Source organism: Hahella sp. NS-SX17 (genome assembly GCF_057367735.1).
The window spans coordinates 6,872,633-6,890,000 of record NZ_CM170632.1 but is presented as its reverse complement, the minus strand read 5'-3'; the positions used below and the strand labels follow the sequence as shown (position 1 = coordinate 6,890,000).

Below are 17,368 nucleotides of genomic sequence, written 5' to 3'. Positions count from 1 at the left end.
TGAGGTTCTAACTCTGACTGGTAATCCCGGTCGAGGACACTGTGTGGTGGGTAGTTTGACTGGGGCGGTCTCCTCCAAAAGAGTAACGGAGGAGCACGAAGGTGCGCTAAGTACGGTCGGACATCGTACGGTTAGTGTAAAGGCATAAGCGCGCTTAACTGCGAGACAAACACGTCGAGCAGGTACGAAAGTAGGTCTTAGTGATCCGGTGGTTCTGTATGGAAGGGCCATCGCTCAACGGATAAAAGGTACTCCGGGGATAACAGGCTGATACCGCCCAAGAGTTCACATCGACGGCGGTGTTTGGCACCTCGATGTCGGCTCATCACATCCTGGGGCTGAAGCCGGTCCCAAGGGTATGGCTGTTCGCCATTTAAAGTGGTACGCGAGCTGGGTTTAGAACGTCGTGAGACAGTTCGGTCCCTATCTGCCGTGGACGTTGGAGATTTGAGGAGAGTTGCTCCTAGTACGAGAGGACCGGAGTGAACGAACCGCTGGTGTTCGGGTTGTGATGCCAATCGCATTGCCCGGTAGCTACGTTCGGACGGGATAACCGCTGAAAGCATCTAAGCGGGAAGCCCCCTTCAAGATAAGATCTCCCTGAGGACTTGATCCTCCTAAAGGGCCCTTGTAGACCACGAGGTTGATAGGCTGGGTGTGTAAGCGCTGCGAGGCGTTGAGCTAACCAGTACTAATTGCCCGAGAGGCTTGACCATATAACACCGAAGTAATTTACCGGTATTGATTGAGTATAACTGCTTATCCAAGTTAAAGGTCTTCTGACCAAGCGCCAACTAGACAAGCTAGAACTAAGACAAAGCTTAACAGTTTTGCCTGATGATCATAGCGGACTGGAACCACCTGATCCCATTCCGAACTCAGAAGTGAAACAGTCCAGCGCCGATGGTAGTGTGGATTCCCATGCAAGAGTAGGTCGTCGTCAGGCTCTTAATACGAAGAACCCGTCCTTGTGGCGGGTTTTTTTATGCCTGTCATTTAGCCCAGGCCGAAACATAAGCTCGCTCCAGGCCCTTCTCTCCCTGTCATCACTCACTCTTATCGCTCAGTGCTCAGCGTCTGAATAAGCTTCACCTGCCCTTAATGCGACAAGTGAAGCAGGGTTGAGAAGGAGATGCCTAACCCTTACTCTGTCCTTGTCCAGTTTTCCATATACCTCTCTTGGCGTGTGCGCGCCTCTCTCTCATATTGTGGTTTTGGCCTGCGATGAACTTTGTCATAATCGAGCTGCTCGTTTTTGGGGGAGTGAGGGTGTATATGAACAAAAAATTGATCGAAATTCTTGCTGATGGTGGGTGTCACTCTGGAGTTGAGTTAGGAGAGGCTTTGGGCGTTACGCGAACAGCTGTATGGAAGCATATCTCGCAGCTGGAGGCGTATGGGTTAGGTGTTGAGTCCATAAAGGGGAAAGGGTATCGGCTCGAGCGGCCGTTGACATTGCTTAACGAGTTGCAGTTAAAAGAGCGGCTTGGGGGGCGGTGGAAGAGTAAGTTACGTAATTTAACTGTGGCGCAGTCTGTAGATTCCACTAATGTGAAGCTAATGGAGTGCAGTAAAGACTTGCCTGTAGGTCTGTATGATATTTTGCTCGCCGAGCAGCAAACTGCTGGCAGGGGACGTCGCGGAAGGGTGTGGGTTAGTCCATTTGCGCAGAATATTTATATGAGCGTGGCGATAAAGCTAATAGGCGGGTTCCCGGTTCTTAATGGGTTAAGCCTTGCGATTGGTGCAGCTGTTGCTGATGCAATTAAAAAACTGTGTGGCATTCAAGTTTCGTTGAAATGGCCCAATGATGTTTGGTGTGAAGAGAAAAAGCTGGCTGGACTTCTATTGGAAGTTCAGGGGGAGCAAGAGGGGCCTGTGCACGTAGTGATCGGTGTAGGGATAAATGTTGATATGGAAAGAGAGGCTGGAGAAGCTATCGACCAGCCTTGGGTGGCTTTATCTGAGGTTAGCAATGCTGGGGTGGATAGAAATCAGCTTAGTATGGCGTTAGTTGACTCTATCCTGGCTTGTCTTGAGTCTTATAAAAAGGTTGGCTTTTTGGGGGTGAAGGACGTGTGGGAAAAGTATGATCTCCTGAGGGGGCGAAAGGTGATGATGGTGAGTGGTTCTGACCAATGGGAGGGGGAGTATCTTGGCGTCTCTGACGAAGGTTATGCGCTTGTGCGTGGTGTCGATGGTCAGCTAAGGTCCTTGGCGGGGGGGGAAATTACGGTCAGGCCGATTTTATGAGAGAGCTTGATCTTGATGTGGGCAATTCGGGATTAAAATGGCGCCTCATCGAATCAGGGCAAATAGTCGCTCGTGGTGGGGGTTGCTACGATAAACTCTTATTTGGGCGAGACTTGCCTATAAGGGGGCTTGATAGGGTTCTTATCAGTAGTGTTGCCTCAGTAGAAGTTAACACGGAGCTTCGGGCTGCACTTAAGAAGGTTTTGAGGGTGTACTGGGCGAAAACAGAGGCTTCTTATGGCTCATTGATAAATGCTTATGAAGACTATTCGCTTCTGGGGGTTGATAGATGGTTGGCTTTGGTGGCGGCTTATTTCAAGTATAGAGAAGACCTTTGTGTAATTGACTGTGGCACCGCGGTTACTGTTGATTATGTGACCAAGTCTGGTGAGCACAAAGGTGGTTATATTGTTCCTGGGGCTTCACTGATGCTGAATTCTTTAAGCACAAAAGCGGCGGCGCTTAAGGGGGTCTACGAATATGCTTCTGATCTGTTGCCAGGTAAGTCGACGCGGGAGTGTATAGAAAGAGGGGTTTTTCATATGCAGAAAGCATTTTTTTTGAGTGTTTCTCGCCAGTATCCCGGTAGTCGAATCGTTTGCACTGGCGGCGGTGGTGCTGCCCTGTTGGAAGGGGCTGAGGCTCATGCGTATATAGAGGATCTGGTTCTGGATGGGCTGAGGATTGTTGCTAATGGTGTTCCTGTGAATTGATTGGGGTTGAACCTGTGCGCTGGATTTTTATCTCACTACTGATGTTGAATGGGTTGGTTTTTGCTGTTCAGTGGCTTGAGCTCCAAAAGCGGGAAGGGTTGGAGGAGGTTCGAAGTAGAGCTGCGGTGTCTGGATCGGGTTCTGATCGATTGACCATGCTAAGTGAGGTGGTTGTGAAAGAGGGCGAGGTGTTGCCTGCTCCCGCCAGTCCTGATAGGGGGCCTGAAGTGAAGGCGTCAAAGGATGATAAGCTTTGTTTGTTGATGGGGCCATTTATAGAAAATGATGTGGCTCTGGGTTTGAAGGCGGCTTTGGCGAAAAGGGGGGTTGAATCGATAACATTCCCTAACAATATTAGCTTGGCCCCTGAATACTGGGTTTACTTGGAGCCAATGGAAAGCCGTAAGACGGCAATTATTAAGTTGAGAGAGCTTCAGGTAAGAAAGATTGATAGCTATCTGATTAGTCAGGGCGAGTTGAGGAATGGGATTTCTTTGGGTCTTTTTAAGAATGTGGACTCGGCAAATCGTCTCCTGAAGCAAAGAATAAGTGAGGGGTATGAAGCTAGAATAAAAGAAGTTTCAAAGGAAAAGCTGGAATATTGGGTGGCTACTAAGGATGATGCAAGCCTTCAGACTATGGCGAGAGTGGATAAGGTTTTGGGTGAAAAAGCTTTAAATACAAATAAGAGACAAATTTTTTGTAAAAGTGTTGCATCGGGTATGAAACTTCCTTAGTATAGCGGCCTCGCGAAACAGGCGAGATGTAGAGCTGGTGTAGCTCAGTTGGTAGAGCAGCTGACTTGTAATCAGCAGGTCGGGGGTTCGATTCCGTCCACCAGCTCCATTTTTTAAAGGCATTGTCTCTGTTGAATGAGGTGTGTCGAATTTGGGAGGGGTTCCCGAGTGGCCAAAGGGATCAGACTGTAAATCTGACGCGCAAGCTTCGCTGGTTCGAATCCAGCCCCCTCCACCACTTATTAAAGTGCGGGCATCGTATAGTGGCTATTACCTCAGCCTTCCAAGCTGATGACGCGGGTTCGATTCCCGCTGCCCGCTCCACATATTGTGGTTTCTGTTCTGCTCATGTAGCTCAGTCGGTAGAGCACATCCTTGGTAAGGATGAGGTCACCGGTTCAATTCCGGTCATGAGCTCCAATAAGCATTCTATAAAAGTCTCGGCTGCTTCATTTCTTTAGGGGGATGGTCAAATGGCAAAAGAAAAGTTTGAGCGTAGTAAGCCTCACGTAAATGTAGGCACCATTGGTCACGTTGACCACGGTAAGACTACTTTGACAGCGGCCTTGACCCGCGTATGTTCTGAAGTTTGGGGTGGTCAAGCGGTGGCGTTTGACGGTATCGATAATGCTCCAGAGGAAAAGGCGCGTGGTATCACTATCGCGACTTCTCACGTTGAGTACGAATCCCCCATTCGTCACTATGCGCACGTTGACTGCCCTGGGCACGCTGACTATGTGAAAAACATGATCACTGGCGCTGCTCAGATGGACGGTGCAATTTTGGTTTGTTCGGCGGCTGACGGCCCTATGCCTCAGACTCGTGAGCATATCCTGTTGGCGCGCCAGGTTGGCGTTCCTTATATCGTCGTGTTCCTGAATAAAGCGGACATGGTTGATGATGAAGAGCTGCTTGAGTTGGTTGAGATGGAAGTTCGCGACCTGTTGAGTCAGTACGAATTCCCAGGTGACGATACTCCGATTATTGTTGGTTCAGCGCTGCTGGCGTTGGAAGGCAAAGATGATAACGGCATGGGTACTAGCGCTGTTAAGAAGCTGGTTGAGACTCTGGATGCTTATATTCCTGAGCCTGAGCGTGCAATCGACAAGCCGTTCCTGATGCCGATTGAGGACGTATTCTCTATCTCTGGTCGCGGTACGGTTGTGACTGGTCGTGTAGAGCGCGGTATCATCAAGGTTGGTGAGGAAGTTGAAATTGTTGGTATTAAAGATACCACTAAGACTACCTGTACTGGTGTTGAGATGTTCCGTAAGCTGCTGGACGAAGGTCGTGCAGGTGAGAACGTTGGCGTATTGTTGCGCGGCACTAAGCGTGACGACGTCGAGCGTGGTCAAGTGTTGGCTAAGCCAGGCACAATTACTCCACACACCGTTTTTGAGTCAGAAGTATACGTTCTGAGCAAGGATGAAGGTGGTCGTCACACGCCTTTCTTTAAAGGTTATCGTCCTCAGTTCTACTTCCGTACTACGGACGTGACTGGTGCATGTGAGCTGCCTGAAGGCGTAGAGATGGTTATGCCTGGTGATAACGTGAAAATGAAAGTCAGCCTGATCGCTCCGATCGCGATGGAAGAAGGTTTGCGCTTCGCGATTCGCGAAGGTGGGCGTACAGTTGGTGCTGGCGTTGTTGCTAAAATTTTCGAGTAACCTTTTTTAAGGTAGGCCAGTAGCTCAATTGGCAGAGCGGCGGTCTCCAAAACCGCAGGTTGGGGGTTCGATTCCCTCCTGGCCTGCCACCTTAAATTGTAGGTTTGGATAGATATGTCTTCAAACGTAGAGAAAAGCTCTGGAGCTTTCGATAAACTGAAGTGGCTGCTTGTTGTTGCTTTGGTTGCGGTGGGGGTTGTTGGTAACTCTTTTTACGCTGATCAGTCACTTCTTTATCGTGTATTGGCTCTTGTTGCTTTGGCTCTTGTTGCGGGCTTTGTTGCTGTGCAGACAGAAAAAGGTAAATCTTTTTTGGTTTTGCTTAAAGAAGCTCGTATGGAGATAAGAAAGGTCGTATGGCCAACTAGACCTGAGCTGACTCAAACAACCCTGATTGTGGTTGTTTTTGTTCTTGTGGTGGCGTTGCTGCTATGGGTCATTGATTCTCTGATCAGCTGGCTTGTGTCAGGCTTAATAGGGTAGGAGAAGGCTTTTGTCTAAGCGATGGTTTGTTGTTCAAGCCTACTCAGGCTTCGAGAAGCATGTTATGCGCTCCCTTAAGGAGCGCATAGTGCTTAAGGGAATGGAGGATCAGTTTGGAGAGATTCTCGTTCCTACCGAAGAAGTTGTCGAGATGAAAGAGGGTAAGAAGCGTAAAAGCGAACGCAAGTTTTACCCTGGTTATGTGCTTGTTCAGATGGATATGAATGACGACACTTGGCACTTGGTTAAATCTACCTCTCGAGTGTTAGGGTTTATTGGTGGTACTCCTGATAAACCGGCACCTATCAGTGATAAAGAAGCTGAGGCGATTTTGCGTCGTGTCGAGAGTGGTGCGGATAAGCCTAAGCCAAAAACTTTGTTTGAGGCAGGTGAAGTAGTTCGCGTCATTGATGGGCCATTTGCTGACTTTAATGGTGTGGTCGAAGAAGTCGACTATGAGAAGAGTCGGGTGAAAGTGGCCGTTTTAATATTTGGGCGTTCCACGCCTGTCGATCTGGAGTTTAGTCAGGTCGAAAAAGACTAATGTCTACATGACGAATGCTCGCTTCATTACTTGTGGGGCGAGCTTTTTGTGTCTGTTCGGGGAGCACTGAGTGCGTTATACCCATTAGGAGGAAAAATGGCTAAGAAAGTTAATGCCTACATTAAGTTACAAGTAAAGGCCGGTCAGGCTAATCCAAGTCCACCTGTTGGTCCTGCTCTGGGGCAACATGGCGTAAACATCATGGAGTTCTGTAAAGCATTCAACGCCAAGACGCAGAGTCTTGAGCCAGGCTTGCCAACTCCTGTTGTAATCACCGTTTATAGCGATCGTAGTTTCACGTTTATTACTAAAACTCCGCCTGCTTCAGTATTGCTTAGAAAGGCTGCTGGTATTAAGAGTGGCTCTGGTCGCCCGAATACAGAGAAAGTAGGTACAGTAAATCGCGCGCAATTAGAAGAAATTGCGAATGTTAAAATGCCTGACTTGTCTGCGGGTAGCCTCGACGCTGCAGTTCGAACTATCGCTGGCACAGCTAGAAGCATGGGTCTGAACGTAGAGGAGTAAGACGTGGCTAAGTTAACTAAGCGCCAAAAGGCGACTCGTGAAAAAGTGGAAGCTGGTAAGGCTTACAGTATTGAAGATGCAGTGGCTCTCTTGGCTGAGCTATCTGGCTCTGTGAAATTTAAAGAATCAATTGATGTCTCTGTGAATCTTGGTGTAGACGCACGTAAGTCTGATCAAGTGGTGCGCAGCTCTACGGTGTTGCCAAACGGTACTGGAAAGAGCGTTCGTGTAGCGGTCTTCACCCAAGGCGCAAACGCTGAAAAAGCGAAAGCGGCTGGCGCGGACATTGTTGGTATGGACGATCTTGCCGAAGAAGTGAAGAAAGGTAATCTGGATTTTGATGTTGTTATTGCAACGCCAGACGCTATGCGGGTTGTTGGTCAGCTGGGTCAGATTTTAGGGCCTCGTGGTCTAATGCCTAACCCAAAAGTAGGCACTGTAACCGCTGACGTTGAGACGGCAGTTACAAATGCTAAAGCGGGTCAGATCCGTTATAGAACTGACAAGAACGGTATTATTCATGCGCCTTTGGGTAATGTTGAGTTTTCGGCAGAACACATCAAGCAAAACCTGGAAGCGTTGATCGCGGATCTGAAAAAAATTAAACCCTCTTCGGCAAAAGGCGTTTACCTCAAGAAGGTAACTCTTTCTTCAACAATGGGTCCAGGCCTATTGATTGATCAAAACAGCTTGGCTGTTTAAATATGAAGATTTTGGTGGTCTTTCGGCATAAGCCGTAGGCTGTCCAAGACCGCAGGCTTTTCCCGCCGCAAGTCGGGAAAATTAAAGGCCCTGCGCAGACGGCTGATAGTAGTTTTCCTGCTTAAAAGCCGTAAACGTCTCTTTGAGACATAGTACGACTAACCGGCTTGGCCGGTACACATAGGAGAAATCCGGTGGCAATTAGACTCGAAGACAAGAAAGCGATTGTCGCTGAAGTCAATGAGACTGCCAGTAAGGCCTTGTCATTGGTGATTGCCGACTATAGAGGCGTGACCTCAAACAAGATGTCTGAACTGCGCGCTAAGGCGCGTGAGGAAAGCGTTTCTTTGAGGGTCGTGCGTAACACTCTGGCTCGTCGCGCCGTTGAAGGCACTGAGTACGAGTGTGTGCGCGAAGCTTTTGTTGGCCCCACAATCTTGGCGTTTTCAATGGAAGATCCTGGAGCAGCTGCTCGCCTGCTTAAGGATTATGCAAAAGAGAATGACAAGTTTGAAATCAAGGCTCTTGCTGTTGGTGGTGAGATGCTTGGCGCGGATCAAATTGATCGTCTGGCTAAACTCCCGACAAGGGATCAGGCTTTGGCGATGTTGATGAGCGTAATGCAAGCACCTGTTACCAAGCTTGCACGTACACTGAACGAAATCCCTTCGAAAGTGACTCGTGCTGTTGCGGCAGTTCGCGACAAGAAGCAAGAAGCGGCATAACGGTTTTTTATTTTTGGCTTTTAGGAGATTTTAGAAATGGCTCTGTCAAAAGACGATATCCTTAATGCAATCGCAGAAATGAGCGTGATGGACGTAGTTGCGCTTGTTGAAGCAATGGAAGAAAAGTTCGGCGTTTCCGCTGCCGCTGCAGTTGCAGTAGCACCTGCTGCTGTTGGTGATGTAGCAGCAGTTGAGGAAAAAACCGAATTCGACGTAGTTCTGCAGTCTGCAGGCGAGAAGAAAGTGAACGTGATCAAAGTGGTTCGCGGCATCACTGGTCTGGGCCTGAAAGAAGCTAAAGATCTGGTTGATGGCGCGCCTTCAACCGTTAAAGAAGCTCTTTCTAAAGATGATGCAGAAAAAGCTAAGAAAGAACTTGAAGAAGCCGGCGCTACGGTTGAACTCAAGTAAAACTTTGCTAGCTTTAGGCTATTAAAGAAGAATTCGGCTGGCGTTTATTCGACGTCAGCCGTTTTCCGTTGTGCAAGCTATAACTTTGCGACCAAAATTTCGCACGAACCGTAATAAGTATTTGCGGTTGTCGAACTCCTTCGAGCACACCAGAGTCAGTTTGAAGAAAGCTGGGGAATATCGATGACATACTCCTATACCGAGAAAAAACGAATTCGTAAAGACTTCGGAAAGCTTCCAGCAGTAATGGACGTTCCGTACCTTCTGTCCATACAGCTAGACTCCTATCATGATTTTTTACAGCAAGACGTAGTAATTGAAGACCGGCAGGAAGTCGGCTTACATGCTGCGTTTAAGTCGGTATTTCCAATTGTCAGCTTTTCGGGAAATGCGGCCCTAGAATATGTAAGTTACCGGCTGGGCCAGCCCGTATTTGATGTAGCTGAATGTCAGCTGCGCGGCGTTACTTATGCAGCGCCCTTAAGGGTTAAAGTTCGCTTGATCATCTACGATAAGGAGTCGTCCACAAAGGCGATTAAAGATATCAAGGAGCAAGAAGTGTATATGGGAGAGGTTCCGTTGATGACTGAAAACGGAACTTTCGTAATTAATGGAACTGAGCGTGTCATCGTATCTCAGCTTCATAGATCTCCTGGTGTGTTTTTTGACCATGATAAAGGCAAAACACATTCTTCTGGTAAGCTTCTTTACTCTGCGAGAATTATTCCTTACCGCGGCTCATGGCTTGACTTTGAATTCGATCCAAAGGATTGCGTATTCGTTCGTATAGATCGCCGCAGAAAGCTTCCTGCGACTATCCTATTGCGCGCTTTGGGGTATGCTGCTGACGAAATGCTTGAAATGTTCTTTGAGAACAGCCTGTTCGAAGTAGAAGGGGGCGAATATTTCCTGGATTTGGTTCCCAGCCGTCTACGAGGCGATATTGCTATCTTTGAAATTAAAGACGATGAGGGCAATCTCATTGTTGAAGAAGGGCGTAGGGTTACTGCAAGACACATTCGTCAAATGGAAAAGGCAGGGTTAAAGCGTCTGCGGGTTCCAAGCTCATATCTACTGGGTAAGGTAACAGCAACCAATATAGCTGATCCTTCAACAGGAGAGGTCATTGTTGAGTGCAACACTGAGATCACAGACGACGTTGTCGAAAAATTTGAGAAAGCGGGCATCAAGCGTGTTGAAACGCTTTATACCAATGACTTGGATTGTGGTCCTTTCGTTTCTGATACTTTGCGTATTGATGCGACTAGGTCTCAATTAGAGGCGCTGGTCGAAATTTATCGAATGATGCGCCCTGGCGAACCGCCAACTAAAGAATCTGCGGAAAACCTGTTTAATAACTTATTTTTCTCCGAAGAGCGCTATGACTTATCGGCAGTTGGACGGATGAAGTTCAACCGTCGATTAGGGCGGGAAGAAACTGAAGGTTTAGGCGTGCTAAGCCATGAGGATATTATTGACGTACTGAGGACGCTGATCGATATCCGCAATGGTAAAGGCGTAGTGGATGATATCGATCATCTCGGTAACCGTCGTGTGCGTTCTGTTGGTGAGATGGCTGAAAATCAGTTCCGTGTAGGGCTGGTTCGTGTAGAGCGGGCGGTTAAAGAGCGTTTGAGCATGGCGGAGTCCGAGGGACTTATGCCTCAGGACCTGATCAATGCGAAACCTGTTGCCGCCGCTGTGAAAGAGTTTTTTGGCTCCAGCCAGCTGTCTCAGTTTATGGACCAAAATAACCCCCTATCAGAAGTGACTCACAAGCGTCGAGTTTCGGCTTTGGGCCCTGGTGGTTTGACTCGTGAACGCGCAGGCTTTGAAGTGCGGGACGTTCATCCGACTCACTATGGCCGAGTTTGCCCTATTGAGACCCCTGAAGGTCCAAATATCGGCTTGATCAACTCCTTGGCGACTTATGCGCGGACTAATGCATATGGCTTCCTTGAGAGCCCGTATCGCAAAGTTGTGGACGGCTTGGTAACCGATGACATCGAATACCTGTCCGCAATTGAAGAAAGCGAATATGTGATAGCGCAAGCAAGTGCGGCTGTAGATGAGAATGGTCGGCTGATCGATGAGCTGGTAACTGTTCGCCATAAGAACGAATTTACCGTTATGCCTCCGGAAAAAGTAACCCTGATGGACGTATCTCCTCGTCAGGTTGTTTCCGTGGCGGCGTCTCTGATTCCATTCCTTGAACATGACGATGCTAACCGAGCCCTGATGGGGTCGAACATGCAGCGGCAGGCTGTTCCTACGTTGAAGGCGGAAAAGCCTCTGGTGGGAACTGGTATGGAGCGCTATGTAGCGCAGGACTCCGGGGTGTGCGTAGTTGCACGACGTGGTGGAGTAGTTGTTAGCGTCGACGCTGCTCGTATTGTTGTCCGCGTGAGCGATGACGAGACGGAAGCAGGTGATGCAGGGGTTGATATTTATAACCTTACTAAATACCAGCGCTCCAACCAGAATACTTGTATTAACCAGCGCTCCTTAGTGATGGAAGGTGACGAAGTTGCGCGCGGCGATGTTTTAGCCGACGGTCCGTCTGTGGATTTGGGCGAACTGGCTCTCGGGCAGAATATGCGCATCGCGTTTATGCCTTGGAACGGTTATAACTTTGAGGATTCTATCCTGGTTTCAGAAAGGGTTGTTCAGGAAGACCGCTTCACAACGATTCATATTCAGGAGTTAACCTGCGTCGCGCGTGATACTAAGTTGGGGCCGGAAGAAGTTACAGCGGATATTCCCAATGTAGGCGAAAGCGCATTAGCGAAGTTGGATGACTCGGGGATCATATACATCGGCGCTGAAGTTGAGCCCGGCGATATACTGGTCGGCAAGGTGACGCCGAAAGGTGAGACGCAACTAACTCCGGAAGAAAAGCTTTTGCGGGCCATCTTTGGTGAAAAAGCCTCTGATGTAAAAGATACTTCTCTGCGTGTCTCAACCGGTATGCGTGGAACGGTTATCGACGTCCAGGTATTTACTCGCGATGGCGTTGAGAAAGATCAGCGTGCGAAAGAAATCGAGCAAACCGAGCTGAACAAGTTCCGCAAAGACCTTAACGATGAGTATAAGATCGTTGAAGGCGCGACGTTTGAGCGTTTGCGCTCTGCACTGTTGGGTCAATCGGTAATCGGTGGTCCTGGTTTGAAGAAAGGTGATGCTCTGACGGAAGTTCACTTTAACGCATTCGAAAAAGAAGAATGGTTCAAGTTGAATATGGCGGATGAGCAACTGAATGAACTGCTTGAAAAAGCAGAAGGGCAGTTGCAGGAGCGTCGTAAGAGCATTGAAGATCGTTATGAAGACAAGAAGCGTAAGCTGCAGTCTGGTGACGATCTAGCTCCTGGCGTTTTGAAGATCGTTAAGGTTTACGTTGCTGTGAAACGCCGTATTCAACCAGGTGATAAAATGGCGGGAAGGCACGGAAACAAAGGTGTTATTTCCGCGATTAAGCCAGTTGAAGACATGCCTTACGATGAACAGGGCAATCCTGTCGATATCGTACTGAATCCGCTCGGTGTACCATCACGTATGAACGTGGGACAGGTGCTTGAGACTCACTTGGGTGCTGCCGCTAAAGGTCTTGGGGATAAGATTAACCGTATGCTGGCGGAGCAAAAGCAAGCTGCGGAAGTTCGTAAGTTCTTGCACGAAATCTATAACGAAATCGGTGGGAGAAACGAAGATCTGGACTCACTGTCAGACTCCGAGGTTCTGGTGTTGGCTGCCAACCTGAAAAAAGGCGTGCCGATGGCTACCCCGGTTTTCGATGGCGCGAAAGAGAAAGAAATAAAGGAGATGCTGCGTCTTGCAGACATGGATGATAGCGGGCAGGTCTGGCTGTATGACGGTCGTACCGGCGAGCGCTTCGAACGCCAAGTAACTGTGGGCTATATGTACATGCTGAAGTTGAACCACTTGGTCGACGACAAAATGCATGCTCGTTCTACTGGCTCTTACAGTCTGGTTACGCAGCAGCCGTTGGGCGGTAAGGCTCAATTCGGTGGACAAAGGTTTGGGGAAATGGAGGTCTGGGCTCTGGAAGCCTACGGCGCCGCTTATACCCTGCAAGAAATGCTCACGGTTAAATCCGATGACGTTAACGGGCGTACGAAGATGTACAAAAACATCGTAGACGGAGACCACCGTATGGAGCCGGGTATGCCGGAGTCATTTAACGTATTGGTTAAAGAAATTCGCTCTTTGGGTATCGATATCGAGCTCGAGGCCAACTAAGACGCGGCGTGAACCTTCACAAACATCCGTTGCCTTGACAGGAGCGGATGTTTGCTGCGAACCGAATTAACTGTGGGCGACAAGATCGCCCTTATTGATCAGTCAGAGGCCTTAGCCAATGAAAGATTTGCTGAACTTACTTAAAAATCAGAACTACGCTCACGAATTTGACTCGATTCGTATCTCTTTGGCGTCGCCTGATATGATCCGTTCTTGGTCATTTGGTGAAGTCAAAAAGCCCGAAACTATTAACTATAGAACCTTCAAGCCTGAGCGAGACGGACTTTTTTGCGCGAAAATATTTGGCCCAATCAAGGACTATGAATGTCTTTGCGGGAAGTATAAGCGTCTTAAGCACAGAGGCGTAATCTGTGAAAAGTGCGGCGTGGAAGTGGCGCCTGCTAACGTGCGCCGAGAGCGCATGGGGCATATTGAATTAGCCTCTCCAGTTGCGCACATCTGGTTCTTGAAGTCATTACCCTCGCGTATTGGTTTGCTGCTGGATATGACATTACGTGATATCGAGCGCGTGCTGTATTTTGAATCTTTCATAGTAATCGATCCAGGCATGACCACCCTTGAAAAAGGGCAGCTGCTTTCTGACGAGCAGTATTATGAGGCTTTGGAAGAGTTTGGTGACGAGTTTGACGCCCGTATGGGGGCTGAAGCAATCCAGGGACTTTTGGCCGATTTAGAGTTGGAAGACGAGATCGAGCGGCTTCGTGAAGAGATTCCCAATACTAACTCTGAGACCAAAATCAAGAAGCTGTCTAAGCGCTTGAAGTTGATGGAGGCGTTTGCCGAGTCAGGTAATCACCCCGAATGGATGATTCTCACAGTTTTGCCAGTGCTGCCGCCTGACCTGCGTCCTTTGGTGCCTCTAGATGGCGGTCGATTCGCCACTAGTGATTTGAACGACTTGTATCGCCGGGTCATCAATCGGAACAATCGATTGAAGCGTCTGCTGGAATTGAATGCTCCTGATATTATCGTTCGTAATGAAAAGCGTATGTTGCAGGAATCTGTGGATGCGCTGTTGGATAATGGCCGTCGCGGGCGGGCTATCACGGGTTCTAATAAGCGCCCATTGAAGTCTTTGGCAGATATGATCAAAGGTAAGCAGGGGCGTTTCCGTCAGAACTTGCTTGGTAAGCGTGTTGACTATTCTGGCCGTTCTGTAATCGTTGTCGGCCCGACTTTACGCCTGCATCAATGTGGCTTGCCCAAGAAAATGGCATTGGAGCTGTTTAAGCCATTTATCTTCTCCAAACTTGAACATCGTGGTTTAGCGACGACGATTAAAGCGGCCAAGAAAATGGTCGAGCGTGAAGAGGCGGTGGTATGGGATATTCTGGACGAGGTTATCCGGGAACATCCTGTTATGTTAAACCGTGCGCCAACTCTTCACAGACTGGGTATTCAGGCATTCGAGCCAGTACTGATCGAAGGTAAAGCAATTCAACTGCACCCTTTGGTATGTACAGCATATAACGCGGACTTCGACGGCGACCAGATGGCGGTTCATGTTCCATTGACGCTAGAGGCTCAGTTGGAAGCGCGTGCGTTGATGATGTCTACAAACAACATTCTCTCGCCGGCTAACGGGGACCCAATCATCGTTCCTTCGCAAGATGTTGTTCTTGGCCTTTATTTCATGACAAGAGAGCGCATCAATGCGAAAGGCGAGGGCATGGTCTTCTCCGATATCAAGGAAGTCCAGCGCGCGTATGGAGCCAAGAAAGTTGATCTTCAGGCAAAAGTGAAGGTTCGGATTCGCGACGTGGTTATCGATGAAGAGCGAAACAAGACTGTGACGATCTCAGTTGTCGACACCACGGTCGGCCGTGCTCTCTTATTTGATATTTTCCCTGAAGGGTTGGCGTTTTCGTTGGTTAACCAGAACATGACCAAGAAGGCGATTTCCCGACTGATTAATGCTTGTTATCGTCGCGTTGGTTTGAAGGAATCTGTCATCTTTGCTGACCAGATTATGTATACCGGTTTTTACTACGCGACGCTTTCTGGCGCGTCAATTGGTGTGAATGACTTCGTTATTCCAGAAGAGAAGGCGAAGATTATCGACGCAGCGGAAAATGAAGTTAAAGAAATTGAGTCCCAGTTTGCTTCTGGTCTGCTAACGCAAGGTGAGAAGTACAATAAGGTTATCGATATTTGGTCTCGTGCAAACGATAAAGTTTCCAAGGCAATGATGGACCGTCTTGGGAAGGAAAAAGTCGTTAATAAAGAGGGTAAAGAAGTCGATCAGGATTCCTTTAACTCCGTTTATATCATGGCTGATTCTGGCGCGCGGGGCTCAGCTGCTCAGATTCGTCAGCTGGCAGGTATGCGGGGACTGATGGCGAAACCCGATGGCTCAATTATCGAGACGCCTATTACGGCTAACTTCCGGGAAGGCCTTAACGTCCTCCAGTACTTTATTTCTACGCACGGTGCACGGAAAGGTCTGGCGGATACCGCATTGAAGACCGCTAACTCTGGATACTTGACCCGTCGTTTAGTGGATGTGGCGCAAGACTTGGTCGTGACTGACTTGGATTGTGGTACGTCTGAAGGTTTGCTGGTTACTCCTCATATTGAGGGCGGAGATGTTGTTGTACCGTTGGGAGACCGAGTGCTGGGGCGTGTTACAGCGAGTGACGTTTACTCTGCTTCAGATAACCAGAACGTTGTTGTGCCCGCGGGCACTCTGCTGGACGAGACTACCGTTGAGACGCTCGAAAAGGCGGGGGTCGATGAGATATTAGTTCGCTCCCCAATTACGTGCGAAACCAAGTATGGTGTATGTGCAAGCTGTTATGGTCGGGATCTGGCGCGTGGTCATTTGGTTAACGTTGGCGAGGCTATCGGTGTTATCGCTGCTCAGTCAATCGGTGAACCTGGCACGCAGTTGACGATGCGGACCTTCCACATTGGTGGTGCGGCGTCTCGGGCTTCTGCGGTCGATAACATCCAGGTTAAGCACGGCGGAACAGTGCGCTTGCATAACCTCAAGCACATCGAAAGAAAGAACGGTAACTTGGTCGTTGTTTCTCGTTCTTCCGCGCTGGCGATAGCGGATGAAGCTGGTCGTGAAAGAGAGTGGTACAAGCTCCCGTACGGCGTTGAGTTGAGCGTGAAGCAAGGGCAGCAGGTAGCAGCTGGCGAGATTGTCGCCAAATGGGACCCGCATACGCATCCGATTATCACTGAGGTCGGCGGTAAAGCAATCTTCGTTGGAGTCGAAGAGGGTATTACCGTTAAGACTCAGACTGACGAAATCACTGGTTTGTCTAATATTGAGGTTATGGATCCTAAGGATCGACCTGCATCAGGAAAAGACATTCGTCCTATGCTGCAGTTGCTTGATGCAAACGGCAAAGAAATGAAGTTTCCGGGTACTGATACGCCAGTGCAGTACTTCCTGCCTCCTAACTCGCTTTTTAGTTTGAAGAATGGCGATAACGTTGAGGTTGGTGATGTTATTGCTAGGATTCCGCAGGAGACTTCAAAGACTCGTGATATTACCGGTGGTCTTCCGCGGGTTGCGGACTTGTTTGAGGCGCGTAAGCCGAAGGAGCCTTCAATACTTGCCGAAATCTCTGGAATTGTTTCCTTTGGTAAGGAAACCAAAGGAAAGAAACGTCTTGTTATTACACCGACAGACAATACAGATCCGTTTGAGATTCTGATCCCTAAATGGCGTCAGTTAAACGTGTTTGAAGGTGAGAGCGTAGAGAAAGGTGAAGTTATCTCCGACGGCCCATCTAATCCTCACGATATATTGAGGTTGCTGGGCGTTGGTGAGCTGGCTAAGTACATCATTAACGAAATTCAGGATGTTTACCGTCTCCAGGGCGTTGTCATAAACGATAAGCACATTGAAGTTATCGTGCGACAAATGATTCGGAAAGTCGACGTAATGAGTTCAGGAGATACCACCCTCATAAAAGGCGATCAAGTCGAACTGGTTAAAGTTCTGGAAGAGAATGAGAAGGCTGGGGAGGAAGCGAAAATGCCGGCTCGTTATGAGCGGGTATTGTTGGGTATCACCAAGGCGTCATTGGCTACAGAGAGCTTTATTTCTGCAGCATCATTCCAGGAAACAACCCGTGTTCTGACGGAAGCAGCCGTAACTGGTAAGCAAGACCACTTAAGGGGCTTGAAAGAAAACGTGGTAGTAGGTCGGCTCATTCCAGCTGGTACGGGGTCTGCCTATCATCAGGAAAGAAGACGTAAACGCATGCAGAAGGAAGGTGGCGTTAGCGCAGCAGATGTTGTTCAGGCGTTAAGCGCAGAACTGAATAAATAATCTGCAATGTCGAAGGCGGCTGGTGGTTTTTTGGCCTCGGTC

At 48.7% G+C, this 17,368-nt stretch carries 12 protein-coding genes, 5 tRNA genes and 2 rRNA genes (1 of these 19 only partly in view); all 19 read left to right on the top strand.

What is annotated here, in order from left to right; all coding sequences use genetic code 11:
• Window positions 1-716, top strand: a 23S ribosomal RNA gene (locus tag AC2IBB_RS30950); it begins 2,175 nt to the left of the window's first position.
• Window positions 717-833: 117 nt separating this feature from the next.
• Window positions 834-946, top strand: a 5S ribosomal RNA gene (gene rrf / locus AC2IBB_RS30945).
• Between the two features lie 329 nt (window positions 947-1,275).
• Window positions 1,276-2,253: a bifunctional biotin--[acetyl-CoA-carboxylase] ligase/biotin operon repressor BirA gene (gene birA, locus AC2IBB_RS30940; RefSeq protein WP_486330486.1), complete on the top strand. Its 978-nt coding sequence runs from the start codon at window positions 1,276-1,278 to the stop codon at window positions 2,251-2,253.
• Complete coding sequence (locus AC2IBB_RS30935; RefSeq protein ID WP_486330485.1) at window positions 2,250-2,966, top strand: type III pantothenate kinase; 717 nt, start codon at window positions 2,250-2,252, stop codon at window positions 2,964-2,966. Before birA ends, AC2IBB_RS30935 begins: the two co-directional genes overlap by 4 nt.
• Before the next feature lie 14 nt (window positions 2,967-2,980).
• Entirely contained in the window at window positions 2,981-3,703 is a 723-nt protein-coding gene (locus AC2IBB_RS30930) for an SPOR domain-containing protein (RefSeq protein ID WP_486330484.1), read from the top strand.
• Between the two features lie 33 nt (window positions 3,704-3,736).
• Window positions 3,737-3,812 (top strand) — tRNA-Thr (locus AC2IBB_RS30925).
• Between the two features lie 45 nt (window positions 3,813-3,857).
• A tRNA-Tyr gene (locus AC2IBB_RS30920) sits at window positions 3,858-3,941 on the top strand.
• 11 nt (window positions 3,942-3,952) lie between these two features.
• A tRNA-Gly gene (locus AC2IBB_RS30915) sits at window positions 3,953-4,027 on the top strand.
• 20 nt (window positions 4,028-4,047) lie between these two features.
• Window positions 4,048-4,123, top strand: a tRNA-Thr gene (locus AC2IBB_RS30910).
• A 53-nt stretch (window positions 4,124-4,176) separates the two neighbouring features.
• On the top strand, window positions 4,177-5,370 hold the full coding sequence (gene tuf / locus AC2IBB_RS30905) for an elongation factor Tu (protein ID WP_305902780.1): 1,194 nt from the start codon (window positions 4,177-4,179) through the stop codon (window positions 5,368-5,370).
• 13 nt (window positions 5,371-5,383) lie between these two features.
• Window positions 5,384-5,459, top strand: a tRNA-Trp gene (locus AC2IBB_RS30900).
• Window positions 5,460-5,484: 25 nt separating this feature from the next.
• Complete coding sequence (gene secE, locus AC2IBB_RS30895; RefSeq protein ID WP_127973671.1) at window positions 5,485-5,853, top strand: preprotein translocase subunit SecE; 369 nt, start codon at window positions 5,485-5,487, stop codon at window positions 5,851-5,853.
• Window positions 5,854-5,863: 10 nt separating this feature from the next.
• The gene (nusG, locus tag AC2IBB_RS30890; RefSeq protein ID WP_486330483.1) at window positions 5,864-6,397 is read left to right on the top strand and encodes a transcription termination/antitermination protein NusG; all 534 of its coding nucleotides are present in this window, start codon (window positions 5,864-5,866) and stop codon (window positions 6,395-6,397) included.
• 96 nt (window positions 6,398-6,493) lie between these two features.
• Window positions 6,494-6,922, top strand: a complete 429-nt coding sequence (gene rplK, locus AC2IBB_RS30885) for a 50S ribosomal protein L11 (RefSeq protein WP_486330482.1) — start codon at window positions 6,494-6,496, stop codon at window positions 6,920-6,922.
• Between the two features lie 3 nt (window positions 6,923-6,925).
• On the top strand, window positions 6,926-7,624 hold the full coding sequence (gene rplA, locus AC2IBB_RS30880; RefSeq protein WP_486330481.1) for a 50S ribosomal protein L1: 699 nt from the start codon (window positions 6,926-6,928) through the stop codon (window positions 7,622-7,624).
• Between the two features lie 194 nt (window positions 7,625-7,818).
• A complete protein-coding gene (gene rplJ, locus AC2IBB_RS30875; protein WP_486330480.1) occupies window positions 7,819-8,349 on the top strand; it encodes a 50S ribosomal protein L10 in 531 nt (176 codons plus the stop codon).
• Window positions 8,350-8,385: 36 nt separating this feature from the next.
• Complete coding sequence (rplL, locus tag AC2IBB_RS30870; protein ID WP_486330479.1) at window positions 8,386-8,760, top strand: 50S ribosomal protein L7/L12; 375 nt, start codon at window positions 8,386-8,388, stop codon at window positions 8,758-8,760.
• 183 nt (window positions 8,761-8,943) lie between these two features.
• Window positions 8,944-13,017 carry a DNA-directed RNA polymerase subunit beta gene (rpoB, locus tag AC2IBB_RS30865; protein WP_486330478.1) on the top strand — a complete coding sequence of 1,358 codons (4,074 nt, stop codon included), beginning with the start codon at window positions 8,944-8,946 and terminating at the stop codon, window positions 13,015-13,017.
• 118 nt (window positions 13,018-13,135) lie between these two features.
• Entirely contained in the window at window positions 13,136-17,326 is a 4,191-nt protein-coding gene (gene rpoC, locus AC2IBB_RS30860; protein ID WP_486330477.1) for a DNA-directed RNA polymerase subunit beta', read from the top strand.
• Window positions 17,327-17,368: the final 42 nt, after the last annotated feature.

Bases quoted from the DNA above. Each gene is read 5' to 3' on its own strand.
- tuf (WP_305902780.1), top strand. From the start codon at position 4,177: ATGGCAAAAGAAAAGTTTGAGCGTAGTAAGCCTCACGTAAATGTAGGC.
- rpoC (WP_486330477.1), top strand. From the start codon at position 13,136: ATGAAAGATTTGCTGAACTTACTTAAAAATCAGAACTACGCTCACGAA.
- birA (WP_486330486.1), top strand. From the start codon at position 1,276: ATGAACAAAAAATTGATCGAAATTCTTGCTGATGGTGGGTGTCACTCT.
- AC2IBB_RS30935 (WP_486330485.1), top strand. From the start codon at position 2,250: ATGAGAGAGCTTGATCTTGATGTGGGCAATTCGGGATTAAAATGGCGC.
- rplK (WP_486330482.1), top strand. From the start codon at position 6,494: ATGGCTAAGAAAGTTAATGCCTACATTAAGTTACAAGTAAAGGCCGGT.
- rpoB (WP_486330478.1), top strand. From the start codon at position 8,944: ATGACATACTCCTATACCGAGAAAAAACGAATTCGTAAAGACTTCGGA.
- rplL (WP_486330479.1), top strand. From the start codon at position 8,386: ATGGCTCTGTCAAAAGACGATATCCTTAATGCAATCGCAGAAATGAGC.
- secE (WP_127973671.1), top strand. From the start codon at position 5,485: ATGTCTTCAAACGTAGAGAAAAGCTCTGGAGCTTTCGATAAACTGAAG.